This window comes from Alkaliphilus oremlandii OhILAs (assembly GCF_000018325.1).
GTDB classification, from domain to species: domain Bacteria; phylum Bacillota; class Clostridia; order Peptostreptococcales; family Natronincolaceae; genus Alkaliphilus_B; species Alkaliphilus_B oremlandii.
Genome location: NC_009922.1, coordinates 1,979,832 through 2,004,995, shown reverse-complemented (window position 1 = coordinate 2,004,995; position 25,164 = coordinate 1,979,832). Strand labels below are relative to the sequence as shown.

General features: G+C 33.2%; 22 protein-coding genes. All 22 read left to right on the top strand.

Annotation, left to right across the window (positions count from 1 at the left end; genetic code table 11):
- The first annotated feature begins 197 nt into the window (after positions 1–197).
- The 22 genes from CLOS_RS09830 (at position 198) to CLOS_RS09720 (ending at position 24,838) form a co-directional block, all read left to right on the top strand.
- Complete coding sequence (locus CLOS_RS09830) at positions 198–1,385, top strand: DUF4062 domain-containing protein (protein ID WP_012159741.1); 1,188 nt, start codon at positions 198–200, stop codon at positions 1,383–1,385.
- A 176-nt stretch (positions 1,386–1,561) separates the two neighbouring features.
- The gene (locus CLOS_RS09825; protein WP_012159740.1) at positions 1,562–1,939 is read left to right on the top strand and encodes a hypothetical protein; all 378 of its coding nucleotides are present in this window, start codon (positions 1,562–1,564) and stop codon (positions 1,937–1,939) included.
- A 208-nt stretch (positions 1,940–2,147) separates the two neighbouring features.
- Positions 2,148–2,330, top strand: a complete 183-nt coding sequence (locus CLOS_RS09820; protein ID WP_012159739.1) for a ribbon-helix-helix protein, CopG family — start codon at positions 2,148–2,150, stop codon at positions 2,328–2,330.
- A 123-nt stretch (positions 2,331–2,453) separates the two neighbouring features.
- Positions 2,454–3,086, top strand: coding sequence for an ORF6N domain-containing protein (locus CLOS_RS09815; protein ID WP_012159738.1), 633 nt, complete (start codon positions 2,454–2,456; stop codon positions 3,084–3,086).
- 288 nt (positions 3,087–3,374) lie between these two features.
- Positions 3,375–4,583, top strand: a complete 1,209-nt coding sequence (locus CLOS_RS09810) for an S-layer homology domain-containing protein (RefSeq protein WP_012159737.1) — start codon at positions 3,375–3,377, stop codon at positions 4,581–4,583.
- Positions 4,584–4,653: 70 nt separating this feature from the next.
- A complete protein-coding gene (locus CLOS_RS09805; RefSeq protein ID WP_012159736.1) occupies positions 4,654–7,473 on the top strand; it encodes a MucBP domain-containing protein in 2,820 nt (939 codons plus the stop codon).
- A complete protein-coding gene (locus CLOS_RS09800; protein WP_012159735.1) occupies positions 7,457–11,212 on the top strand; it encodes a hypothetical protein in 3,756 nt (1,251 codons plus the stop codon). Before CLOS_RS09805 ends, CLOS_RS09800 begins: the two co-directional genes overlap by 17 nt.
- Positions 11,202–11,804, top strand: a complete 603-nt coding sequence (locus tag CLOS_RS09795; protein ID WP_041719207.1) for a prepilin peptidase — start codon at positions 11,202–11,204, stop codon at positions 11,802–11,804. The genes CLOS_RS09800 and CLOS_RS09795 overlap by 11 nt, the downstream gene beginning before the upstream one ends.
- A 91-nt stretch (positions 11,805–11,895) precedes the next feature.
- Positions 11,896–12,252 (top strand): single-stranded DNA-binding protein, encoded by a 357-nt coding sequence (locus tag CLOS_RS09790; protein WP_012159733.1) that lies wholly within the window; start codon positions 11,896–11,898, stop codon positions 12,250–12,252.
- Between the two features lie 15 nt (positions 12,253–12,267).
- The gene (locus tag CLOS_RS09785; protein WP_242649565.1) at positions 12,268–12,945 is read left to right on the top strand and encodes a hypothetical protein; all 678 of its coding nucleotides are present in this window, start codon (positions 12,268–12,270) and stop codon (positions 12,943–12,945) included.
- Complete coding sequence (locus CLOS_RS09780) at positions 12,945–14,774, top strand: VirB4 family type IV secretion system protein (RefSeq protein WP_012159731.1); 1,830 nt, start codon at positions 12,945–12,947, stop codon at positions 14,772–14,774. Before CLOS_RS09785 ends, CLOS_RS09780 begins: the two co-directional genes overlap by 1 nt.
- Positions 14,775–14,838: 64 nt before the next feature.
- Positions 14,839–16,227 (top strand): hypothetical protein, encoded by a 1,389-nt coding sequence (locus CLOS_RS16075; RefSeq protein WP_198006278.1) that lies wholly within the window; start codon positions 14,839–14,841, stop codon positions 16,225–16,227.
- Between the two features lie 18 nt (positions 16,228–16,245).
- Positions 16,246–16,530, top strand: a complete 285-nt coding sequence (locus tag CLOS_RS09770) for a hypothetical protein (RefSeq protein ID WP_012159729.1) — start codon at positions 16,246–16,248, stop codon at positions 16,528–16,530.
- A 2-nt stretch (positions 16,531–16,532) separates the two neighbouring features.
- Positions 16,533–16,817, top strand: coding sequence for a hypothetical protein (locus CLOS_RS09765; protein ID WP_012159728.1), 285 nt, complete (start codon positions 16,533–16,535; stop codon positions 16,815–16,817).
- Between the two features lie 231 nt (positions 16,818–17,048).
- Complete coding sequence (locus CLOS_RS09760) at positions 17,049–18,050, top strand: hypothetical protein (RefSeq protein ID WP_012159727.1); 1,002 nt, start codon at positions 17,049–17,051, stop codon at positions 18,048–18,050.
- A gap of 54 nt (positions 18,051–18,104) precedes the next feature.
- Complete coding sequence (locus CLOS_RS15280) at positions 18,105–19,334, top strand: C39 family peptidase (RefSeq protein WP_012159726.1); 1,230 nt, start codon at positions 18,105–18,107, stop codon at positions 19,332–19,334.
- Positions 19,335–19,477: 143 nt separating this feature from the next.
- Positions 19,478–20,707, top strand: a complete 1,230-nt coding sequence (locus CLOS_RS09745; RefSeq protein WP_012159725.1) for a hypothetical protein — start codon at positions 19,478–19,480, stop codon at positions 20,705–20,707.
- Positions 20,708–21,086: 379 nt separating this feature from the next.
- On the top strand, positions 21,087–21,632 hold the full coding sequence (locus CLOS_RS09740) for a hypothetical protein (protein ID WP_012159724.1): 546 nt from the start codon (positions 21,087–21,089) through the stop codon (positions 21,630–21,632).
- Positions 21,632–22,183 carry a hypothetical protein gene (locus CLOS_RS09735; RefSeq protein WP_012159723.1) on the top strand — a complete coding sequence of 184 codons (552 nt, stop codon included), beginning with the start codon at positions 21,632–21,634 and terminating at the stop codon, positions 22,181–22,183. Before CLOS_RS09740 ends, CLOS_RS09735 begins: the two co-directional genes overlap by 1 nt.
- Positions 22,184–22,200: 17 nt before the next feature.
- Positions 22,201–22,518: a hypothetical protein gene (locus CLOS_RS09730; protein WP_012159722.1), complete on the top strand. Its 318-nt coding sequence runs from the start codon at positions 22,201–22,203 to the stop codon at positions 22,516–22,518.
- Between the two features lie 171 nt (positions 22,519–22,689).
- Positions 22,690–22,872, top strand: a complete 183-nt coding sequence (locus CLOS_RS16070; RefSeq protein WP_041719203.1) for a hypothetical protein — start codon at positions 22,690–22,692, stop codon at positions 22,870–22,872.
- A 55-nt stretch (positions 22,873–22,927) separates the two neighbouring features.
- The gene (locus CLOS_RS09720; RefSeq protein WP_049753819.1) at positions 22,928–24,838 is read left to right on the top strand and encodes a hypothetical protein; all 1,911 of its coding nucleotides are present in this window, start codon (positions 22,928–22,930) and stop codon (positions 24,836–24,838) included.
- Positions 24,839–25,164 lie beyond the last annotated feature (326 nt).

Below are 25,164 nucleotides of genomic sequence, written 5' to 3'. Positions count from 1 at the left end.
TTAAATAGTGAAGTAGTTAGGAAAGCAATTACTAGAATAAATAGTAATCAAGTAGTTAAACTCTGACTAATTCTATTGTAACTATTGGTCACAACAAAGATTCAGATGAGACTATTAGTCACGCACAAAAATTAAATAATGCAGGTAATTATAGTAATTTATCAATTAGATTAAAAAATGATAGGATGAATGATAAGATGAATTATGGAAATAGTGGACGATTACCAACTGTATTTGTAAGCTCTACTTGTTATGATTTAAAACAAATTAGAAAAGATATAAAGGATTTTATTGAACATCATTTAGGTTTTGATGCTATATTATCAGAGTATGATTCTTTCCCTTTAGATCCTAATATAGGAAATATACAAAATTGTATTAGAATCGTTAGGGAAAGGGCAGATATTTTTATTTTAGTTGTTGGTAATCGATACGGTCATATTACAGGGAATGGGAAGTCTATAACAAATTTAGAGTATATTAATGCCAGGGCAAAAGGAATACCTATTTATGTGTTTGTAGATAAAAGTTTGTTGAATGTTCTTCCAATATGGAAAAACAATCCTACTATTGATTTGACTAACATAGTAGATACGCCCAAACTTTTTGAATTTATAGATGACCTTCGTGGTAAAGAAAACATTTGGGTACATGAATTTGAAAGTGCACAAGATATAATAAAAACACTTAAAAGACAAATTGGTTATCTTTTCTACGATTCTTTAATATTACGACAACAAGTGAACAAAAAAAATCTTTCTTCTAAAGTAATAAATTTAGATGGAGAATCGTTAAAAATTGTACTAGAAAAGCCAGTTGGTTGGGAATATATACTGTTAGGAAATATTATGGCTACTAAATTTAAACAATCAGAAGACTTAAAAAGAGATCTGAAGTATGGAATTTCTTTTGGACAGGTACAAAACCTAAATGAAATTAATGAATTTCTTAATTGGATAGTAGATAAAAATTCTGAACTTATATTGGTGACAAGTGCATTGTCCTCTTTATTTAATAATGCAATTCCTATAGCCATGGGAGAACCCGGCGAACCTGGAGATGTCGAACAAATTATTTATGTAGGAGAACGATTGGGAACTATTTATGAAAAATTTCTAAACTGGGGACTAGATTTTAAAAGAATATCAGTTAATGATGAATGGAAAGAAGTTAAGAATACACTTTCAAGAATGTGGGAATCTCCAATTAGTGATTTAGAAAGTTACTGTGCAAAATATTCTGAAGCAATGAATAGACTTGCATTAATTCCTCATGACAGTGAAGAGTCTATTGAGTTAGACCTAACACTTACTTTAAATGAGCCAGATTTAACAGAATTTTATAGAGAGTTAAATATTGTGAGAGCTAGATATGGTTTACTATGATGTATATAGAATTTAGTAGAATCGCTTAAAAAGATGAATAAGCTCAACAATCCAGAAAGCCGCCAATAATGGTGGCTTTTTCAATATAATTTTAATGTTCATAGTAAAAATTTTTCATAAATATATGCTATAATATACATAAAGAAAATTTGTAGCTGGAAAAATGAGGTGAATTTATGGACAATGAGAAACTGTTTGAATTAATGGAAAAAATGTATGGTGAAGTTCAAGGGCTACAAACTGAGATGCAAAATTTAAAAACCGAAATGCAAGGTTTAAAAGCTGGGATGAAAGAAGGTTTTGCTAGAGTTGATAATGAGGTTTTAGGAATTAAAACCGAAATGCAAGAGTTTAGAGAAGAAGTCAACACTAGATTCGATAGATTAGAGAATAAAATAGATGATGTGGAAGCTAATAATGCGGATAGGCATCTTAACTTAGAGGAGCAAATTGAAAATTTATCAAAAGATATAAATATCATAGAAGCTGTATCTGGTAAAAATTTAACTGATATTGCTAATTTGAAGTTTGCAAGGAGAAAAAAGATTAGATAAAAAACAAATAAGTTCATTCAACTAAAAAGTCACCAGTAATGGTGGCTTTTGTGTTATAAAGATATTTTATTTAGCAGGTGAAAATTTAGTTTATATACAGAGGAGGTATAGGAATAAAAGAAATTTAAATAAATTCTTTAAAATATCTTGACTTTTGTCTGCCGTAATTATACAATTTAATTACGGCAGACAAAAGGTAGGTGATTTAGTGTCTGATAAAAAAATAGGTCGTCCTACTAATAATCCCAAAACTGAACGTATTACTGTGAGATTAGATAGTGAATCAACCGATATATTAAACAAATATTGTAAGCAAGAAAATATTGCAGAGCGTGCAGAAGCAATTCGAAGAGGGATTAAGAAGTTAAAAGATGATCTAAGAGAAAAATAAAAGGAAGTCCACAGCCTCGACAACTGATATTGGACTTCCACCGAAAGAATAATCTTCCATGAAATATTATAGCATGGATAGAGGCTTCTTTCAACTTTATAAAATTTGAGAGGAGAGCTAACTATGAATGATCTAATTTTAAAAGGTAAATTTAATTTAGATGACATGGAATTTTGTCATATTGAAGGTGGATTTGGAAGAGGCAAAAAATCTATGTTAGCAAAAGATATAGCACAAATACATAAAAAAACTATAGATGAAATAAATAGAGCCGTTAATAGAAACAGAAAAAGATTTAAGGATAATATAGATATTATTGATTTAAAAGACACTAATTTCGTTACTCACTTAATGAGTAACGGAATTTATACCCAAAATGCAATGAATAGAAGTAACAATATCTACTTACTATCTGAGCGAGGTTATGCGAAATTATTGAAAATTTTAGAAGATGACTTTGCATGGGAGCAATATGAAAAATTAGTCGATGGCTATTTTAACATGAGAGAATTAATTGAGGAGAAACAAGTTTTGGCTGAATCTATCAAAACAGATAAAATAGATATACATAAAGAAAAACTGGACAAAGCAATGGTTACATCGAACTATCTAGTTGAATATGTAAAATCTATGAGTGGATACATGCCTAGTCACTTATTAGAGAGCTTCACCACAGCAATACAAGCAGTTAATATAGATATTGTAGATTCGCTTAAAAAGATGAATAAGTTTAATCAACCAGAAAGCCGCCAATAATGGTGGCTTTTTTGTATATAAAGATGCTTTATAAGGAGGCGAATACTGATTGAAAATACGTTTGAAGGGAGGGGGTATTGAAATAAAAAAGTTTGATTTTAAGGGAAAAATATTAGCTTGAAAATTCAAAAAACAACGTCTTTAAATGCGTATATTCCTTGAAATTTAAACGTTTTTATGATATAATTATTAATATAAAACTAAGTTTCAAAAGGAATATTATGTAAGTTTTAAGTCTTAAAAGTACATAAAATTAAAAAAATATTTTAAGAAGAAAGGAGCTTTATAATGAAAAGAAAAAGCATAATAATATTTACCGTATTATTTACTTTGTTTTCAATATCTAATTTCGTATTTGCAGGGTCTAGTTCAAATTTTACAGACATTAGTAACCACTGGGCTAAGGAAAACATTGAGATCTTAGTTAAAGAAGAAGCTATTAATGGATATAAGGATAATACATTTAAGCCTGATAATACAATGACTAGAGCAGAGTTTACAAAGATTTTAGTTTCCTTGCTTCATGGAGAACAAGATATAGCAGAAACAGGACATTGGGCTGGATGGTATATGGAGAAAGCTTTTGAAGAAGGGTACGCCATAAGAACTGAATTTGGAGGTTATGATGTTGAAATAACACGAGGTGAAATAGCTAGAATGATTTCCAGAGCTTTAAAGGAAGATCCAACAGACATAGAAAAACTTAAAAAGCAAATAGTAGATTTTTCTCAAATACCTTTTGAATACCAGGAACACGTTGCTAAGGTATACGCAGCAGGAATTATAACAGGTTATCCCGATGGAGAGTTCAAGCCTAATAATACAGCTACTAGAGCCGAAGCTACTACAATGCTGTTAAGATTTTTAGATCCATCCAAAAGGCAAGTACCTATAGAAAAACCTATCGAAGTAAAACCTGAGCAGCCTAAAAACTATAAAGAAATCACAGATTTATCTGTAAGTAAACCATTTAAGGATTTAAACTTAGGTGGAACTACTAAAACAGAGGGAATCCCTACGGAAGATGGATCAACCTTTGAGAAAGCATATTACGGTACCGTAAAGGATTTCCCTATTCGAGTAGGTAACTTTGTTATCACTGGAATAGAGACCAATAAAGGTGCAGATAAATTAGATCCTTACGGATTTTCTAAATTATATTTAAAAGGATATGCTTTATCGGATGGTACTTTGGCTTATTTACATTCTGGCTATGTAGATAATCAAAATCAATATAGATTCAGAGGTATGATAAGACAAAGTCAAGCATCCTATGATTTTCTAAAAAAGCATTACGCTGATATTGTAGGTCTAACACATCTAGGAGTAAAAGATAAAGTCCCTTTTACGACCATGTTTGCTCTTGAAAGTGCAAATGATTGGGAGTTTGATAGTAATCAGTACAAGTTTAAATTAAGCCAAGTAGATCATATCGTGTTTTATGATTATTTAAATACTGATAAGACTTTTCTACTGATAGAGAATCCATTTAAATAAAATTAAATAAAATGAAGCTAAAAAGGACATGGTTAATGTCCTTTTTTTAGTTAAAAGAAAGGAGATTTTTATGTTAAAGAAAAACAAGGTGATTGCTTTTGCCTTATTGTTTATATCCATATTTAACATCTTCATGCCAATTCAAATGAATCAGCTTAAAGTTCATGGAGAAGCTTCGGGAGATATTAATATTTTGTTTACTGCATCCTTTGCTTACTGGCAAGATCCAACTACGGGAAAGTGGCTGTATGATGATAGTAGTGGCGGCAGGAGACATACATTTGATGGACCTGGCAGTACCATATATTCCTATGATTTTCCGTCGGTTTCAGTTCCAAATTACAAGATAAAATCCATAGAAACCTATAGTCCAAATAAGAGTTATTCAAACTTACAAGAATATACGACAGTTCCTAGATCGGATATAAATAAATATATGGTAAAAAACTACCATTTAAACAACACTTCCCAGCATATCGGCAAAACAGGAAGAGTAACATTAAATGCTACGTTTACATCTTTAAGTCTAAATGAGAGTATAGATGATATAGGTCTAAACAACATTATGATTTATACCAATTACGTTCCTGTTGTTGTTACCCTAATACCGGATGGGCTAGACACGGTTACTGTTAAGTTTTTAGATGAAAATGGGAGAGCAATAAAGCCACAGGAACTACATACTCCTTCGGCGATAGGTTGGTATCATGTGCATGCACCTTCGATAGATGGGTATGATTTGGTTTCTCCACCTAGTGGAGAAGATAAAGCGTGGATAGATAGAAAAGATGCAAATCATGAGATCATATTTGGGTATAAGCTCAAGGAGGGCGCAGAACCCCCTGATCCTATAGAGCCGGGACCAAAGCCTGATGTAGATAAGCCTCATCTTGGTATATGGATTGTGCCGAGGGATAACGACCCTACTACACCATCAAATAGAATTTATGAAGGGGAAAGTATAAGGATAAGAGGTTCTGCAAGTGGAGGATCTAATATCCGATGGCGGTTTTTCTCTAAAAATGCGAATCAATCGGGTGATGGCGTTATAGATGGCTTATTCATTACAGATCGACCCGATGATGGTGCTTATGCAGTACAAAGAGCAAGGTATATAGATTATGTATGGAATCCTAACACCTTAGCTTATGAGGAAACCACTGAAACAGCAGAAGAAAGTGTAAGCTTCAAAGTGAAGGAAATTAAACCACCAGTAATAGACGTTTCAGGGGACATAACAGATTCCAATCTTAATATTGTTCATTTAGGAAAGCCAGTTAAGATTAAAACAGATGTATACGACATTAATGATCCTTCAGAAGAACATCCAAACGGTTTCGATATAGTTGAGGAAAGCTGGAAGTTTATTAAGAAATCTACTGGACAAGTTGTTATGTCAGGTACAGGAGTTTTGAATGAAGATGAATTTGTATTCAAGAAGGGAGTATTCCAAACGGAAGAATACTATATCTTCAGAAGCACAGCATACAATGCCTTTAGGCCAATAAGACGTACTGAAAAGGACATAGAAATATACATAGAAAACTTGCCACCACAGGTAGAGTTGCAGATCGTAAGTGAGGATGGGAAAGCTCCTACCTTTGCAAAGGAGGAATTTGATGTAGTTGTAGATGCAAAAGACGGTGATGGCTGGATCAGCTTTGTTAGCCTAGAGCCAGTTGAAAATTATCCTGGACTTAATTATCTAGGACAAACAACAGTGATTCCCTTATGGAACGAAACGTACCAGGGCAAGTATAGATATGTCAGTGATCTACCGGGTATCTTAACCTTTAGGGCAATTGCCATTGACGATAAGGGACTTGAAACGGCACTTGATTTTAAGGAAGTGATTGCAGCGCCAACGCTTTATGCTGATATTCAAGTTACGGATGAATATAGCATACAGAAAAAGGTCTATAGGTTTATAACGCTTGATTTTACAGGCAGCTATAGCGATGCACCTTTCCCATTGGATCACACTAAGAGTAAGATTAAATACAGATTCAACGATGGACAGTGGAAGAATATAGACAATGTAAGAAATTACAACGATGAGCATATAAGAATCCATTACCCTAAGTATCCGATTAAGGATGGCTTGGAGATGTATGCTAAGAAAGATGGTAAGTTTGAATTTGCATTACAGGTCTTTGATACAAAAGGCTTCGATAGTGACGAAGTATATAAGAGTATAGAGATCCTTCCTGATGAAGCACCTGTTATCAATTATGAGATTGAGAGTATGCAGCATAGAATAACAGAAAATGATGTTAGGGACTATAAACATAGGTCTAAAGCGATAACCGAAGAAAATATTGATAAGGGCTATATCAAAGTAATCGACAAATCAAAATCTAACGATGGAGATAAGCTAAGAGGAAAAGTATTCTATCTTGCATATGATGTAGCCAACGATGGAGTCGATAATGATTTAGAGCATATGGTTATCGTTACGGAAGATCCTGTAAATGGCCATGATTCAGAAACGGAAATCGTTCTGAACTTAGAGGAAAGTAACATTGTAAAGGTTAAGGATATAAACAATGTAATACTAACATTCTTAACGCAAGTGGATGGACTAGGGGAATATTATATCAAAGCAAAAGTGCAGGAAGAAATAACACAGTTACCGCCAACAAGTTCACCACTCTATAATGAAATATTAGGGCATGAGTTAATGACATTTAGCGATTATTCCAATGTTTTCATAGACAACTTAATACCAACGATCACTTTTGAGATAGGCATCGATCGAGAGATCAATATTATTGTGCATTACGATGATTATATCCCTGCTGATATGCAAAATAAAATTAATGAGCTAGTAGCAAACCTTGAAAGTCGAGGTCTGAAGGTGAGGTTGACCAAGTATGAAAATAAATATTAGTAAGAAATTAGGTGCAAAGCTGCTAACAATGCTATTGATATTTCAAGCTGTATTTGTAGTAAATATACGTGCATATGCTGCTGGGTCTGGAAGCATGTATGGTTATAGTGATGATTACAACAGAAGAACTGGCATAGGAGCATGGTCTGAAGGCTATTCCGCTGTTAGGTACGGTAGTCTGGGAAGAATGAGTGAGTTGGGTTTTTCCCTTCATCCACCGTCAACGTCTGCTCCAGGTCTTGGGCGGTATAAAATAACCAAAGTAGTGATAGATTTAGGAATAGGGACATCATTGAGTTCGTATCAGCTTAAAACGGATTGGGGGACATTCAATTTACGAGAAGCTAGAGGGATGAATGAAGAAAATTATAGTGCTACAGTTGTGCTTAATAAAATTGTAGATTTTGCTCACAGAAGGGATGAAGTATATTTTAGACTAATAGCATATGGGTCAGCTTCAAATCCATTTGGAGATTCAGTATATGGTACTGTACATTATGAATATCTAGGCCCACTTGAAGAACCCAATACGCCACCTGTAGTTTCAATCATTCAACCATCAAGCGGACAGAGCTTCTTAAAGTATCAAAAGCCGACATTAAAATATAATGCTTATGATGTTGATGGCAACACAATGACAGGTACAACTTCCGTTAATATAAACGGTAGCTGGCAAACCATCGACACCAGGACAGGAATAAAAAATGCTGAAACAACAACGGTGAACATATCGGATTCCGTTTGGAGAAGCCTGCCATCTAATGTGAATGTGGATTTTAGGGTCATGTTGAATGACGGAAAGGCAACAGATTCTAAAAGTATCAGTATACAAAAGCTTAACAATCTACCGTCTGTAACCATTACAGAACCAACTCAATCTTTAACCCTCAGAACAGATCAGCCCCCTACGGTAAAAGCTAGGGTCAATGATTCCGATGGGGATGTATTAAGTGTCACACTACAATATTTAGATGGAAGTACCTGGAGGGATGCAGTAACGAATACGAATCTTGCCAGTGGCCAAACCACATCACTTCTGATCCCTAACTCCGTATGGCAAAGCCTTAGTTTTAATCGGGAATATCAATTTAGAGTGAAGGTAAATGATGGAGATTCCAACAGCTATTCAGGAAATACAGCTAGGGTAACGAAAATCAATACAGCACCAAATGTAGCCATATTAAAGCCGGTAATGAATGAAAAGATGTTTTGGGGTTATCTACCTTTCTCCTGGCAAATAAACGATATAGACAACGACAATATCAACCTTAAAATATGGACAGATACACCGAATATAGTGAATAATGGGGTGCTATATAGCGGATCAATTGGTAAGATGCCATATACGAACAATTATCTAAGTAGAGCTTATTTACCACTAGGTAAGCACAACATATTCTTTGAGTTTAAAGACGGATTCCATACGGTACAAAGAAGTGTCCCTATCAATATAGAAGATATTGCAGATATTCATATTAATGACAATGATACGTTTTATATCCCTATATTCAATATGGAAAAAAGCGATATATACTACCGAAGAATTAACAACGCTTTAGATTCAAAAAAATATATATTCAATGTGTTAGAGCTTCCTGTAAATCAAAACTTTGTTAGAAGTATTCAAGGCATAGAAAATGTAACAGGAGATAGTGATTATACCAATAATGGAAATAGACTATATACACTAGATACGTTGAATGTTCAAAAAGTAGCGGATTGGATCTACAGCAAAGTAAATTCAGCCGAGCATCCACTTATTAAGGTAGTGGAAACAGGTAACACCATAACCCTTAAAAACATCGAATTTGAAGATGAGGAAAAGGACTACACGACTACAGTTCCAGTTCCAAGAGGAAAGGAAAGGCAGTTTAAATTTGAGCATTATCCGCAGATTTATGAAAATGCAGACAGTGAAATAACCTTCAATGGACAGTGGCTCATGGACGACAGCTTTACCATATTTGACCGAAATCCAGTTACAAGGGATGGCGAAGATATTACTATAACTTTAGGAAAGTCGGGAAGGTACATAGTATCGGCTAAGGAGAAAGACCATATCTTGAACCCTGCTGGGATTGATTTTTCAAAAGAATCTAAACCTAAAGATATAGAGCTATACGCACACCGTAGACCTGTGGCCAAGATTTCCTATATCGATAACGGAAACGACACCTTAAATCTTGAAAGTAAGAGTTACGATTTAGACTTTGAAACTAGAGCAGATAAGGGTATACAGCAAGAAATATGGCAGTACAGATATGTAGGATATGACGATACTATAATTCAAGATTGGCGACCGATTACAAGCCTTAAAAACTTTGCACCGAATATTAATTATAAGACCGATATTCGATTAACTGTAAAGGATTATGGCGCTAGATTAGACCTTATAAACGATGGAGAGCTAACGGACACAGATATTATTACAATCGATGCAATGGGGAAACCGCCAATTGCTGAATTTGAGTATAAAGTAGGTACTACTTTAGCGAACTCTGTAATGGCGGATGGTGAGGTTTACAAAGGCAATGTAGGCCATGAAACCCTACAGCTCGATCCAAGCTACACCATATGGAATGACTTCTTTGGGAAAGTAACGACACGATTAGTTACCTGGACAAAAAATCAAGCTCAATTAAATGGTGAAATCCCAACAAGTAACGCCTTAGCAACTAGGCTAACAGTAAGGAATAAGTACAATTTAACGGACTCAATTACAAAGTCTGTAAGTGTGAAGGATATAAAGGTTAATAATAATTCTCAAGTCGTTAATAACAACAAGCATTTTAATGTATTGATTAATTTATCATCATCTTCTATTATGGACAAATGGGGTAATTTTAGGATTGTAGTAACATCTAATGATTTAGACAATACAAATTTTGAGTTAAACAATGTATTTTCTAACAGATACACTAGGGATGGTATGATGGTAAATGATAGAAATAAGGATCAGAAGTTGGATTATACAGTTAGCGTTTATAGCAGAAGGACAGGTGAACTTATATCTAGAGAAAATTACTCGATGATACTTAACAGACCACCGACCGTAGATATAAGTATAAGCCCAAGCAAGCTATATGAGGGAGACCGTGGAAGGGTTAAAATATTAGCTGAGGATCCAGATTTGGATCATCTATATTTAGAGGTGAGACATAGGGTAAATAATGGACAGTGGAAAACAATTTGGACTAAGGCTGATGTTCCTTCAGGAAAAGAGCAAAGCTTCAATATTGATAAATTAGTAGAAGGATATAATGAGCTGATGGTAATAGCAACAGATCCCCATGGTGCCACGGGGACAGATGCAATTGGATTTAATGTACTTCCAATAAGGGTATATGGCAACTTAAGGCCTAATCCGGCCATGGCTGGAGATAAGATTTATTTTTTCATCACTACAGAAGGTTATGTAGATCGCCTAGAGATTGTAGTACCTCATGAGATCGTTTCTAAAGATAATCGATCGTCTATGGGATATTCTTCGGTTAAGTATCCACTACGGTATAATGTGAACGGTTCTTTAGAAATTAAAGAAGATATCTTTGATTATATCGTTTGGATAAGTACAGATCTTACTTTAGATAAAAATAATAACAGGCTGAGGAAACCGTATAGATTTATAGTTCGGGCCTATAAAGAAGATCTTATGAGAGAAACAGAACTGGAATTAGACATAAAGGGCGATGTTAGAGAACTGCTGAAGCCAGGAATAAAAAATAAGTATGGCAATTAAAAATAAATGTATTGAGACAGATGCTCCTTATTCTATAAGGGGCATATTGTCTTATATAGGAAATTGTATGAGAGAATTGTACAGGGATTATTTAAAACCTTTAGGTATTAGATGGAAGATATTTTTAATCCTTTTATTGATTATGGTTAATACGGCTAATTTACTTATAAGAGCTTCTTTAGACAAAATACTAATATGCAATATTTTGAGTGTAATTATGATATTGGATATTAGGTATTTGAAGATACCGGATGCTTTAATTGTATTTTTGTTGGGGTCATCAATATTGAACGTTGCTACTGTAGGAGATATCAATTTTATTATTTCTAGAATTTTAGTTTTCTTTTCAATATCCTTATTGATGATAATTTATTCTTTAATAAGTGGAGTAGGAGGTGGGGATGTTAAGTTAATTTCTGTGTTAAGTTTAATATTTGGTTTTAAAGAAATACTATGTATATTTATTTTATCAATCATATTAGCAGCTGCAGCAAGTGTATTTTTAATCTTAATGAAGAAAGCAAAATTAAACACTAAAATACCTTTAAGTCCATTCATTGTAGTAGCTGTGGCTATATTTTGTCTACATTAATTTATAAAGGCAGCACAGGAAAAGGAGCTAAAATTTTAGCTTCTTTTTTTACTTTACTAATTCACAATTATAAAAAAAGGAGGATGTTAGTATGAACAAAGTCATGTTATTAGGAAGGTTGGTTAAGGATGTAGAGTTAAGGTATTCGCAGGGTGAAAATCCTGTAGCAGTAGGTAAGTATACCTTAGCTGTAAGTCGTCAATTTAGAAAGGAAGGTGAACCGGATGCAGATTTTATAAACATCATTGGTTTTGGTAAAGCTGCAGAGTTTGCAGAGAAGTATTTTAAGAAAGGTCAGCAGATCGTTGTAGTAGGTAGATTGCAGGTTAGGAATTATGAAAATGAAGAAGGTAGGAAAAATTTCTTTACTGAGGTTATCGTAGATGAACAATATTTCGCGGGAAATAAAAAAGATAAATCTTCTGATGGTGGAAATGAGGTGAAATAGAAAATGATTTTTCCAATGATCATACTTATTCTAACTTTAGTAGGAGGCGGTATTGGGCTATTCTTATTAAAAAGAGAATCCAAGAAAAAGGAAGAAGAGATTAATAAAAACCTACAAACAGCTCAAGGGTTTATGAATGTACAGGATATTAAAGGTAACTTCTTATATTCTGAAGATGGATATGTATTTGCCTATATAAAAATTAATCCAATCTCTACGGATCTTTTAAGTAGAAGAGAAAAAGAGAATATGAGTAAGGAATTGACTGCGGAGTTTTCAGCTGAGCAAAAGACTTTTAGATTTCTAGCTGTATCTAGGCCTATAGACATTACACCACTCATCCAGGAGTATTCTAATATCATATTAAATACAGATAACCCGAAGCAGAAGGAAATTTTAAGGCATGAGATGCTGGTCATGAGCAACTATGCCATGAGTGGGGAGGTAGTAGAAAGGCAATTTTATCTAAGGATTTATGAAAAATTTGAGGAGGGCATAGAAAGGGAGCTTATTAAAAAGGCTACTGAATTAGCTTCAAAATTTGAGGGAAGGAATATCGGCTGTGAGATATTGAGCGAACAAGGGATAACTAGACTTTGTAATTTGATTAATAATCCAGCATATTCTCACATAGAAGATGCAGATTTTGAAGCTGCTATACCTTTTATTACTAGATTGGAGGAGACGGCTTAATGGCAAAGAAAAAAGAAACCTCAAAGGTAAATAATTCACTATTAAATATAATCACGCCTGTAGGACTTAAATTTAGAAAAAATACTTTTGATTTGGGTGAGAGTACATCAAGGGCTTATGGGATCATAAAGTATCCACAAAGCCCGGACTATGGCTGGTTATCTCGGATTACGAATATACCAAGTACAATTGTATCAATAGACTTTACACCCATTGATAATAGCACTTTTGTAAACTCTCTCTCTAATTTAATAAAGCAGCAGAAGGGCGTCGCTGACAGTACAAGAGATCCGCTTACTGCATCAAGGGCCGAAAAAATAGCTTTGGATGCTGAGAAAACCATGGTGGATATCGATGGAGACAAAGAAATTGTGGGGCTTTTAAGTACAGTGATCGTACCGATTTCAAGAGATGAGCAAGTATTTGATAAAATTTGCAGGAAAGTGGAGAGTAGTGTTTCTGTTTTAAAATGTAAATTAAGAACCCTTTCAAACCTACAGAAAGAGGGCTTTAAGCAGATTTCTCCTTTTTATGTGGAGGATGAAGATATTAGTAATATTACGCAAAGGGTAGTGCCATTGAGTACATTTATAGGGGGATTCCCCTTTGCTTCAAGTGGTTATAACGATGGTACCGGTTATTACTATGCTAAGGATAGTGGCGGTGGCTTAGTGGTGATCGATCCTTGGAAGCGTGGAGGGGATAGGACCAACAGCTTTTTTGTAATAATGGGCGTACCAGGTGTAGGAAAATCTACTGTAGTAAAACATATAGCGTTATCTGAATATATGAAGGGCACAAAGATTATATTTATTGATCCCCATAGAGAATATAAAGAACTTTGCAGGAATCTAAATGGAGATTGGATCAATGCCGGTGGAGGATCTAAAGGAAAAATAAATCCATTGCAAATAAGGATTATTCCGAAGGATGATGAGGAGGAAAGTGATAACGAGAAGCTATATGTAGATGAAGGCTACGGTATGGGGGATATGGCCCTTTATATTAAGAATCTAGAAATATTTTTTAAGCTATATATTCCATCTCTTACAGATCGATTTATCGCCATATTAAAAAGTGAGCTGATAGAGCTTTATAATAATTTTGATATATTTTGGGATACAGATATATCAAAATTATCGAATATGGATTTTCCTATTATGTTAGATCTATATAATCAGATTCTAAGGAAGTCTAAGGATAAAGAACTTTCTTATCAGAAGGACTATGAGGATTTAGCATTACTGCTAAAGGATATGGCTCTAGGAAGTGATTCGTTCCTTTGGAACGGACATACTACCATTCAAGCCGATTCTAAGTGTATTTGCATCGATACGAAAGATTTACAAAATACTTCGGAAAATATATTGAGTACGCAATATTTTAACCTTCTTCAGTGGGCATGGGAGGAGATTATAAAAGATCCAACAGAGAAGGTAATGCTATTTTGTGATGAAGCTTATTTAATGATAGATCCTAGGGTTCCTCAAAGTCTTATTTTCCTAAGAAATCTGATTAAAGGAGCTAGAAAATATGAAGGTGGCGGCGCAATCATCTCTCACATTGTGGGGGATTTTTTAGATCCTAAGATTAAAATGTATGGCCAAGCGATTTTAGATTTACCTACTTTTAAAGTGCTCATGGGAACGGACGGTAAGAACTTAGAAGAAACGAAGAATCTATATAGCTTAACTGAGGCTGAAGAGGAGTTATTGGCTTCTAAGCAAAGGGGAAGGGCTTTATTTATGGCAGGTTCTAAGCGGTTTAAAATAAACTTTGAAATTCCTGAATACAAGCTTCGGTATATGGGTAGCTCCGGTGGAAGATAGAAGATGGATTCTTAGAGATCTTAGCTGGTAAATAGAATTTTATAAGGGAGAAAGGATGGTATTTATGGAAAAGCCAAATAAAAGGTTGGGTATAATGCATACCCTGAAGAAGATTATGGTGTATTTTGATAATCGATATGACAGGCTTCAGAAAGAAGAAATTGTTTTAGGATTAGATAAAGGGCTGGATACTTATTTTTATAAGAATCCTAATTTTGATTGGAAACAGATGAGGGAAATAAGATTAGGGCTAGAGAAGGGGTTAGAAGTTTCTGTTTACGCCAAGGAAGAATTCAATGTGGAACAGATGGAAGAAATAAGATTAGGACAGGAAAAGAAGTTAGATGTGTCATTCTATAGTAAGCCTGAGTTTGATTGGAAACAGATGAGAGAAATAAAGCTAGGACTGGATAAAAACCTGGATGTAAGTACTTTTGCAAAATCTAGCTTAGATATAGAACAGATGGAGGAAATCAAACTAGGGCTAGAAAAAGGATTGGATGTTTCATTTTATAATAAAAATGATTTTAACTGGAAACAGATGCGAGAGATAAGACTAGGATTAGAAAGAGGCTTAGATGTTTCAAGCTATTCAAAAGATCATTTAAGTGTAGAGCAAATGGAGAAAATTAGAGTAAAGTTAGAGAAACAAAGCCCTGTAATTAATCAAATTAGTATAGATAGAAAAAATGAAAATAATAGAGGGCTGGAAGACAGTCAGATCAGAGGCAAAGAGAATTCTCAAGGCAATGAAGAGACTCAGCAAAAGAGTAAAGCCGCATCTAAAAGATTATCTAAGGCAAATGATGAAGTCGTAGACGGTGGTCAAACTGCCGGTAAAGCTGATAAAGGCATGAAAAATAGTGAAAGGGATATTGAAAATAAAAATAAGGAAGAGGACTTTAGTTTTTCTAGATATGATGCTAATGTGGTACTCCCTATGATTAGAAAGGCCCCTTCTACGAAGCAGCTACAAAAGCTTTTTCAGCAGCGTTATAGAAGTGAAGAGGAGGCCAATAAGCAAAGTCATATATTTGAAGGCAGAATAAGAAAGCTTACAGATCGAGGATATTTAGAAGAGAAAGATGGTACTTACAGTATTACAGAGAAGGGCGCACAGGCAGCAAAAGAAGTAGATAGAAGCTTTAAATTTACTTCTTATGATGCCAATGTGGTTTTTGGATATATTCAATCTGCTGATGGAGCATTAAGCTTAGGTAAGTTATATGGCAAATTGGAAGAAAAGTATAGTGATCCTGAAGAAGTAGAAAAGCAATTTACTTATTTAAAAAATAGATTGGAAAAGAATTTACAATGTGGTTATGTACTAAAGGATGAAAAAGGGGCTTATTCTATTTCTGAAATAGGAGAAATGAAAGCTGAAGAGATCGCTGCCATTGGAGAAGAAGTCAGCATCAGCATAGATAGAGATATTGAGGAAATGGAATTTTGATAAAGGGAGGAATCGTTTATGGATTGGAATAAGATTGTTTTTATATGGATTTACTTTTTTCTCGGAGCTGGTGGAGCTATCGGAACAATAAAGCTAACAGAGAGCTATATAGGGAAACTTTTTCATATTCTTGAAAGAACCATAAAGATAAGAAGTAGTGAGCTGAGAAGTCTTTATGATGAGAATGCAGTTCTAGAGGGCGATATTAATAAGCTTAAGGAAAAGAGGCTAAGTTTAGAGGGTAGGAACCATGAGCTGGAAGAAATACTGTTTCAAAGAATAAAACAGGAAGGAGCGATGTAAATATGGGAAAATTGCTACAGGAATTTATTTTATTACTATTTGGGTATGTATTTGTACTACTTCTGTCAGGTGGGTTTTTCATCGTAAATAATTTTCGCAATTTATATAGAGAGGAAGATTGTACTGTAATTAGTATTAAAGAGTGGAAGGAGATCCAGGTCAAGAATAGCTCTCTAAAAAAGGAAAGAGAGATACTAAAAATAGAGAATCTGAAGCTTGAAAAGCTAAATCATGATATTGCAGAAGACTTGAAGTATTATAACGGACAAGGAAGAGATTTAGAGTAATGATTTAAAAAGCATTTAAATTGTAAATTGAAAAAATTAAGAAGAAGATTAGAGTAGGAATATTTACTTTAATCTTCTTTTTCAATATCCCATTATAATTTTTATATAGATAGGATGGTGTTTCATGGAGAATAGAAATGGTTCTTTTAAATTTATTGAATTGATCTTATGGTTTATAGCCTTTGTATTTGCCATTGTCATATTTTTTATGAACAGATAGGAGCTGATTCAGTGATACTTTATTTAGGGAGTAATGGAAATATAGGCATCTTAGATTTCTTGCAAGACGAGAAAAATATGATTATTAAAAAGCTTTCCGGTGAATTTTATTTAAAAAAGTTTGTAATCCATGATATGAAGAGCTTAGATCATTATACGTACGTTGTTGTAGATATAGAGTGCTTGAGGGATGATGAAGATGATGTTATAGAGGCAATTACAGCATTTAGAACAATATATAACCCGAAGCTTATTCTAATTGCTAAAAATATAGAGAATGCCTTACTCAGCAGAATCGTAAATGAAGCTAAGGTTTATAATGTTATAACTTCATCAGAAATAGAAAGCATTCAGGAAGATATTATGAGGTGCTTAGACAATGAAGAAAAGTTTAAGGAGGAAATAATAAAGCACGTTAGACGATTTAATTTAAGGTATTCCTTTACTAGCGATAATACTAAAATTTTTGTTGCAGGCGTTAAGAGTAAATTCTCAGCCACTAAAGCTGCAATTAATTTAGCTACATTTCTAGCGGATATAGGCGCCAGGGTATCGTATACAGAAGCAAATGAAAGTGGATATCTTAGCAAAATAGCGTCTTATTATGGCTTTAAGGATTCTTCTTACAAATATGTAGACTATTATTATAATGGCAATATTCCTTTGAATTGTAGCTTCAACATAATAGACATTGGGCTATTGAACGAGAAAAAGCTAAAGATATTTAATTCCTCCGATATAGCTGATGTCAAGATTATTTGTGGAGCTGCAAAGCAGTCGGAGTATGAACCTTTAGTGAATATTTTAGAGGCTGCCGGTGAAGATTTGAATGTTGTGCTAAGTAGCAGTTCTGAAAAGGAAAGAAATACGATGAAAAAGCTTTTAAAAAATAATAAAAATAAAATATACTTTACGGACGATTCAGCAGAATTATTCGATACAAAAGATACTGATGTTTTTATGCAAATCTTACGTGAGCGTATCGTTGAAAATAAAGCAATGAAGAGTAACTAGAATTAAACCTGATTTAGGGCGGTGATTAAAATTAGCGCAATAGCTGCAGCGATAATGAAAAAAATATTAACTCAAACCATCTTTGATGAAGAGGCAAGACATAAAATATTGATAGGCTTCATGTCTATTTTTCTTTTAATTTTAGTATTGCTTCTAGCACTTGTTAGTTTTCCTTCCATATTGATCAATATATTGTTTAGTAGTCCGGGGGAAAACTTAGATTTATCAGAAGACATAGCTAAGGTGGCAATATATCAAGATACTGTATTTAAGGTAGATAATCTTAATAAGGAGTGGATAGAAAAAGCTAAGAAAGAAAATAGCGACTGTGATGAAATTATTGTTGAATATAACTATGATCTAACATGGCAAGCTTTAATCTCTATTGATTCTGTATTATTGAACCAAGAATTTGATGATTTAGATGAGAAGAGGATAGAGGAAATCGCTTTAAAATTTATTGAAAGAGATGTTGAAATATCAGAAGAAGAATATGAGGAAGCGTATGAAGTAGATATCATTGATGGCAATGGAAATGTTAAAACGGTTACAAGAACTAAAACAGTAAAGCTTAAGGTAGCAACTATAAAAGTAAATACGATAAACTTTGAAGATGTTCTCTTTGATGTAGGGATTACTACTGAGGAGAACATTTTTATTGCTACAAATATATTCAATAATATTTCATCTATGGATGTGGAAAATAGCTTAAATATCTACGATGGAGATCAGGTAGATTTTAGCCAGCTTAAGGAGTATCCGGAAGGGTATGCAAATATTCCCTACTATAATCAAACGGATAAAAGATGGGGTAGTCTTCCCTATGGAAGTAGCCCAATATTAAGTGCAGGTTGTGGCCCAACTTCTCTGGCCATGGTGGTATCTGGACTAACAGATAATAAGGTAACGCCGGATATAGTAGCAGATTGGAGTTATAAAAACGGACATAGAGCCGAGGGAGCAGGAAGCTATTGGTCCTTGATGACGGATGGAGGAAAGCATTATGGACTTAACGTTGAAGCAGTAAGTAGAAGAAACCCGAATGCTATACTTAAAGCTCTTAGTGATGGATATCCAGTCATCGTTGCTATGGGAAAAGGTCAATTTACAAATGGCGGCCATTTTATCGTTTTAAGAGGCGTTACAGAAAACGGAAAGATATTAATACATGATTCGGCTAGTGTTGAAAGAAGTAATAAGGAATGGGATTTATCCATTATTATGAATGAGAGCAGTAAAATCGGAGGAGTAAATGGCAGTCCATTTTGGATCTTTAGGCCGTAACTCTAGAGGACTTATACTAAAAACGAAATCTAAAAATTTTATAATTGAACAACTTAAATTCTATGAAAAAAGCAAAACACTCGAAAGGGTGTTTTTTCTTTTTCTAATTACTAAAACAATATTTAAAAAATGGGGGAATCGTAATGAATGAATTAAAACGTACTGCAAAGAGAACTAGGGAACAATTAACATTCAGTGATACGTACCTGGTATTGGATAATTTAAGAGAATATGATTTTGATTTAGTTAGTTTTTATGTAACTTTCAATCAATATATAGACAGAAGAAACTATGAAGGGAAAGCAGAAAATAGTTTAATATTTGCAAATAATGAAGCTCTATTTAAAGCCTTTAATGTATCTAGAAATAGATTTTACAGATTGTTAAAACTCGCTTATGAATGTGGGCTTATTGATATAGAAAAAGGCAGCAACAATAGAAACATATATATTTTAAATGATATTGTTCCATTTGAGCCACTTAAGAAAATTAGAGATTGGAAAAGCAGAAATTGTAATGATGAAGATGGAATCATGGATGAAACATCTATTGAATCCAATGAAGATACGAAAGTGAATGTAGAAGATAACACCGAAGAATCTAGAGAAAGTTTTATTAGAGAGACTGATGGAGATCAAGGAGAGAAGGGATTAGAGTATAAAGATTCTGACGTTGTAAACCAAGAAATAGAGGATAGGGGATATAGGCAAAGGAGTTATCCTAAAAAGGGACAACCCAAATTAGGACAGCCACTTGTCCCAAAAAGGGATAACCCGTCATCCCAAAAGAGGATAACCACTTATCCTGAAAAGGGACAACAAAATCAACCTCAAGACAGCATGGATTCTAGCGTTAATACTGCTCCTAATATTTCTAATGTTTTTAATAGATCTAAAGGTTTTAATATTTCTAAGTCTATCAGTCAGTCTATAGATAATTACATTTATGATGATAATGAATTTAAAGTTAATAATGCACATGATTTAAATAATATGACTGATGTACAGGATAGATGTACACAACGGATGGAAGATTTTTACTTAATGTTAGAGAAATGTGAAGTTCATCTTATTGATGAAACTTATAGAGATGCAGTTATTCATGCTTTAAGATTATTGTTTTTGGATATTGAAAATAAAAAAATGATAAAGATAGGTGACAATATAATTCCAGTAGATATGATTAAGAAAGATATAGAAAAACTTAATTTTCTAGTTATAGATCATGCTATAGCTAAGTTCAAGAAAGCTAGTAGTGAAAAAGAGATAAAAAATACAGTAGTTTATTTAAAGGCTTGTATCTATAATTCTATTTATGAGATGGGTTTGGATGTTGATAATGAGCTTAGATATAATGATATTAGAATTGGTTAGCTACTAGTACTAAACGTATTGTTGTTTAATATAGAATTTATTAAACGTTTAAGTATTTATAATGACAGAATTTTTGTTTGTTTTTAGTGACATGATTCGACAGACTATCTGCGTGAAATAGTATATTATGTAGAGAGTTAGAACATAGAATGATATCAAATTTTGATTTCAAGAAGTATTATTTGTAATAACAGCGAAGTAGTTAGTATGAAACAATTTTAGAATATGATACAGTGAACCGTATCATAAATAAAACATACGAAAATCTGAAAGCATTGAAGACAGAGGGTCACATACATAGATTCGTATGTTTTAATGTTGGTACGATGGATTTAAGTTATAAAACATACGAAAAAGGTTAGATATAAGGGGAAATGTTATGATTTTGTGTGCAGAACAAATTCATGTTCCAGGATCAGGAATATATGAAGAGGTTGTATATGACATTAAGAGTTCGTGGAATTCTCAAAACTGGACTTGGATAAAATTCACTGATGAGAACTACAAGGAATGGTGTGGTGAGTTTAGAGGAGATTATAAAGGTCTTGGAATATCTGATAAGTATGATTCTATTTATGTGCTTACTTCAGATTATCTATATATACTTAATCGAGTCGATGGTCAATTATATAGTTTTGAAGACCAACCAGAATATAAAGAACTATCCGTTTCCCCGAATGGCGATTGCGTAGTTGCAACATACTATGATATTTATGTTCTTGATAAAGAAGGGCAACAAATTATTTCAGTTGATTCGCCTATTCCCCTTGATGTCATCTGTTTTGAGGGATGGCAAGATAATGATTTGTTGATACAGGCAGACGAGTTTACAAACTGGGATAACCATGCATTGTTGAAACTCAACTGTGATTCATGGAAGATGGATATAGTTAGTCAAACAAAACCAGCAGTTGGAGGGAAATAATGATAGAGATTGATTCATGGTCTATAGAGATACACCTAGAAAATGATTATTCTATTGGTTCAGTTGATAATATTCGAAGGTACGACAATCTCTATTACGCCGATGATTGTAATAAGCAAAATGTAGTTGAACTCATCGGTATTAGGTGTACTGTTACAGGTACAAATGCCCTATTGCTTGCTGATGGAAGTCCAAAAGGATTGAATCAGAGTAGTTTTATTATTCATGGTGAAAAAATCATAGTATGTGTTGGAAACAACTTATTTTGTCTAAACCTTAATGATTTATCCCTTCTATGGACTTTAAGATGTGACGACTCATGTTGCTTTAGGATTTTTAGTTTTGAAAACTATTATCTGGTTCAGGGAGAACTAGCAATATCGGCTGTAACCTATGATGGGAAGAAACTGTGGGATTTTTATGGTAAAGATATATTTGTAACCCCTGATGGAAATGATGAAATAGTCTTTTCAGATGGCAGGATTTACATAAAAGACTGGGATTATAATGAATATGTATTGGATAGAGATAGCATTTTGATTTCAAATTAATAGTTGGAGAGAAGATAATGATTGATGTGAAGTTAATTAATGTTGGTGAAGTTCGATTTGGACCATCTTATTACGAACTAATGATAAACGGTATACTACTGAAAAACAGAATCTTTGGTGATGATTTGTATTGGTCAGATGATAAGAATTTAATCGTTATTCAAGAATGGTTGACCTTGGATTATTCGAAAGGTCCGATTACTCGACCATTTATTATAAATACAACAAATCTGAAATACTCTTTTTTATCGGAAGAGAAAAAGGGTTTTTCAACAAATTTCAAAATAGATAGAAATATATTGCTGTATACACAAGAAATAAAGGTACCGGAATAAATAGAGAGTTTGCATGTAATATTGAGGATTTGACTTTTTCGGATTTAGAATTATTATTCTGAATAGTTTAAGCTAATAATGTTACTCAGTGAGAGGAGTATATATTTTGAAAGGATTAAGTTCAGAAACGCTTTTCCATTTTGTGTACGAGATGGAGAATCATACATCTATATGGGTAGAAATTACAGCCTTCAGATTGTTGTAGATGAAACTATTAAAGTGCCTGAAGCAAAACTTAGTAGAGGCAAGTTTGTTGTGCCAGTAGAAAATAAAGACTTCGACCGGGTCCGGCTGACACTCGAAAATTGGTACAAGGATAAAGTGAAGAAAAAAATTTTCGAGAGAGTGGCTTAGGAATAATGGGATTAAGTATTATTTGCAATCATTGCTAAATAATGGAGGTGGACTTTTGGATAGGGTTAAGTTTTACTCTGAATGGGATATGGCTTGTGGTATAGAACTAAACAAAATTGCTGATAAAATCAATGTAAGTTCTTTTGAAAATCAATGCAAAATATCTGACATAATCGAATTTCATAATATTCTTAAGTATCTTGAAATAAAGAGGTTTTCTGACTACATCGAAGAAGTAACTCATAGTGATTCTAAAATACTAGTGAAAGAATTGCGTAAAAAAATTGGACAATTCTTGGGAGTATATGGTTCTAATTATGCTAAGTTGTATGATGAGATTGACTTTATTGAAACCGAAGATTATTTAGAGATAATTGAGGAGTATAAATTATACGAAAAAATTGGCGAATTAGATTTTAAAGAGTTACTGAATAAAGAATATGTTCACATTTACATGGTGCTTCAATTCAAACGACTAACTGAGCATTGTGATTCTTTTGTCAAAGAGAGAATTCTCAGTGACCCTAGAAATGCTGAGACAATCATTTCTAAATATCTTGGTGAGACCACATTGTTCTTGCCACCTTCTTTGCTAAGTGATGAAGTAGTAGAATTAATTGATAGATATATTGATTCTTCTGAGGTAAACATCAATTATCTCAGAAGTATTATTACGTTTCCAACAAATCGGGGACTTATTATTCCAGATAAAGTGAAATTACACGCAAAAAGAAAAGAAATTATTGAAAACGAAAAAATATTCAGTAATGGAACAGGAATTGAATCGAGTGTTTCAATTACATATCCGACAGACCTAAATGAGGAAATAATTATAACTAAAACAGGTACATCGGTGGATATTAAGGTTAGTCGTAAATGGATTGAAGAGAACCAAGATCTCCCTACACTTTGGAATAATTTTATTCATCTGTTTAACATAGTAGATGATAAATTTAGATTAACTTTAGTATCCAAAACAAATGGTATGAGCGCTTTGGAATCGGCTTTCAGTCCATCAGGAAGTCATTTATATAAAACATCATTTGGATTTAATTTTATGGAAATGATAGCTAATGCTGAAGTGTATAGCTATATACAGGTGATGAATACCTTCAATATCAGAATTGAGGATATGATTGAATGGTTTTTTATGAAGTATTTAAAAGATGAATTTTCGATAGAAAATTTTGTAGTAAAGATGCCATCTGATGTTACACCTTACTTTGAAAAATGCAGGTCGATTCTACCGGAAATTGACAGAGTATTTAAACAGTACAACGCATTAGTAGAAGATGGAGAAATTGACCAAGAATTAATTCAACTCTCTTCGTCTAGCTTTAAAAATAATGAAATCAAATCATTCAATACCAACAAATACGTTTATCCATTGGACGGTTGGTGTAAAACTGCATCATACTTATTGTTTTCTGACCAAAGTGGTATTTTTTATTTACCAAGTAAGAAAGAAAAATATAGGAATTTTTTAGATTTAGTAGTCAAAGATTCTGTTAAGAAAAGCGATTTTCTTGAACACCAGCTTCATCGAATGCAATGGTTGTTTGATAATGAACTAATTTTCGAAAATGATGATGGCTATATTAAAATTGTGGACATTAAGACTGTTTATATTCTGAAAGAATTTTATTATGAGGATGTATTAAGTTATTGGCACTACCATAAAGAGATTAGAAGTTTAATAGATGATTTTGAAAGAAAAAATTATGTTACATTCGAAAGTACACTGCTATCAAGAAATGAACAAGATTATCTGGATTATTATCTGAATAAATCCAAATTTACAAATGGCTTTGATATACGAAATAGATATTTGCACGGTACTAATGGTAGCGATGAGAACCAGTATAAGACTGATTATTATTTGATTTTAAAGCTTTTTATTATCATAGTTATTAAAATTAATGATGATTTATGTATTAAAGAGGATTACGAAGCTAACCCTCTTTAATACCCGTTTTATAATTCGTCTATTTCATTTACTGTAAACGTCAAATAAAAATCTAGATTCCTATTAAATTTTTGAGTGGAACGGAAAAAAATTAACAACTTTACAATATTCATGGCATGTTAGTAGTCAAATTCGTATGTTTTTAACTTGGTATGCTGAACCATACCATAAATGAGAGGGATTTTTTTGATTATTGATTGATATTGAATTAAAAGATATTACTTATAGTGTAATTTAAATTGTTTGTTAATATAGAACATGAATATTAATACACTTTTGGATGAGTATATTGTGATTAAATACGTGAGAAGAATTTTTAGGATAAG

Excerpts from the sequence above, each read along its gene's own strand:
- CLOS_RS09830 (WP_012159741.1), top strand. The coding sequence starts at position 198 with ATGAATTATGGAAATAGTGGACGATTACCAACTGTATTTGTAAGCTCT.
- CLOS_RS09825 (WP_012159740.1), top strand. The coding sequence starts at position 1,562 with ATGGACAATGAGAAACTGTTTGAATTAATGGAAAAAATGTATGGTGAA.
- CLOS_RS09815 (WP_012159738.1), top strand. The coding sequence starts at position 2,454 with ATGAATGATCTAATTTTAAAAGGTAAATTTAATTTAGATGACATGGAA.
- CLOS_RS09810 (WP_012159737.1), top strand. The coding sequence starts at position 3,375 with ATGAAAAGAAAAAGCATAATAATATTTACCGTATTATTTACTTTGTTT.
- CLOS_RS09805 (WP_012159736.1), top strand. The coding sequence starts at position 4,654 with ATGTTAAAGAAAAACAAGGTGATTGCTTTTGCCTTATTGTTTATATCC.
- CLOS_RS09800 (WP_012159735.1), top strand. The coding sequence starts at position 7,457 with ATGAAAATAAATATTAGTAAGAAATTAGGTGCAAAGCTGCTAACAATG.
- CLOS_RS09795 (WP_041719207.1), top strand. The coding sequence starts at position 11,202 with ATGGCAATTAAAAATAAATGTATTGAGACAGATGCTCCTTATTCTATA.
- CLOS_RS09790 (WP_012159733.1), top strand. The coding sequence starts at position 11,896 with ATGAACAAAGTCATGTTATTAGGAAGGTTGGTTAAGGATGTAGAGTTA.
- CLOS_RS09785 (WP_242649565.1), top strand. The coding sequence starts at position 12,268 with ATGATCATACTTATTCTAACTTTAGTAGGAGGCGGTATTGGGCTATTC.
- CLOS_RS09780 (WP_012159731.1), top strand. The coding sequence starts at position 12,945 with ATGGCAAAGAAAAAAGAAACCTCAAAGGTAAATAATTCACTATTAAAT.
- CLOS_RS16075 (WP_198006278.1), top strand. The coding sequence starts at position 14,839 with ATGGAAAAGCCAAATAAAAGGTTGGGTATAATGCATACCCTGAAGAAG.
- CLOS_RS09770 (WP_012159729.1), top strand. The coding sequence starts at position 16,246 with ATGGATTGGAATAAGATTGTTTTTATATGGATTTACTTTTTTCTCGGA.
- CLOS_RS09765 (WP_012159728.1), top strand. The coding sequence starts at position 16,533 with ATGGGAAAATTGCTACAGGAATTTATTTTATTACTATTTGGGTATGTA.
- CLOS_RS15280 (WP_012159726.1), top strand. The coding sequence starts at position 18,105 with ATGAAAAAAATATTAACTCAAACCATCTTTGATGAAGAGGCAAGACAT.
- CLOS_RS09745 (WP_012159725.1), top strand. The coding sequence starts at position 19,478 with ATGAATGAATTAAAACGTACTGCAAAGAGAACTAGGGAACAATTAACA.
- CLOS_RS09740 (WP_012159724.1), top strand. The coding sequence starts at position 21,087 with ATGATTTTGTGTGCAGAACAAATTCATGTTCCAGGATCAGGAATATAT.
- CLOS_RS09735 (WP_012159723.1), top strand. The coding sequence starts at position 21,632 with ATGATAGAGATTGATTCATGGTCTATAGAGATACACCTAGAAAATGAT.
- CLOS_RS09730 (WP_012159722.1), top strand. The coding sequence starts at position 22,201 with ATGATTGATGTGAAGTTAATTAATGTTGGTGAAGTTCGATTTGGACCA.
- CLOS_RS16070 (WP_041719203.1), top strand. The coding sequence starts at position 22,690 with ATGGGTAGAAATTACAGCCTTCAGATTGTTGTAGATGAAACTATTAAA.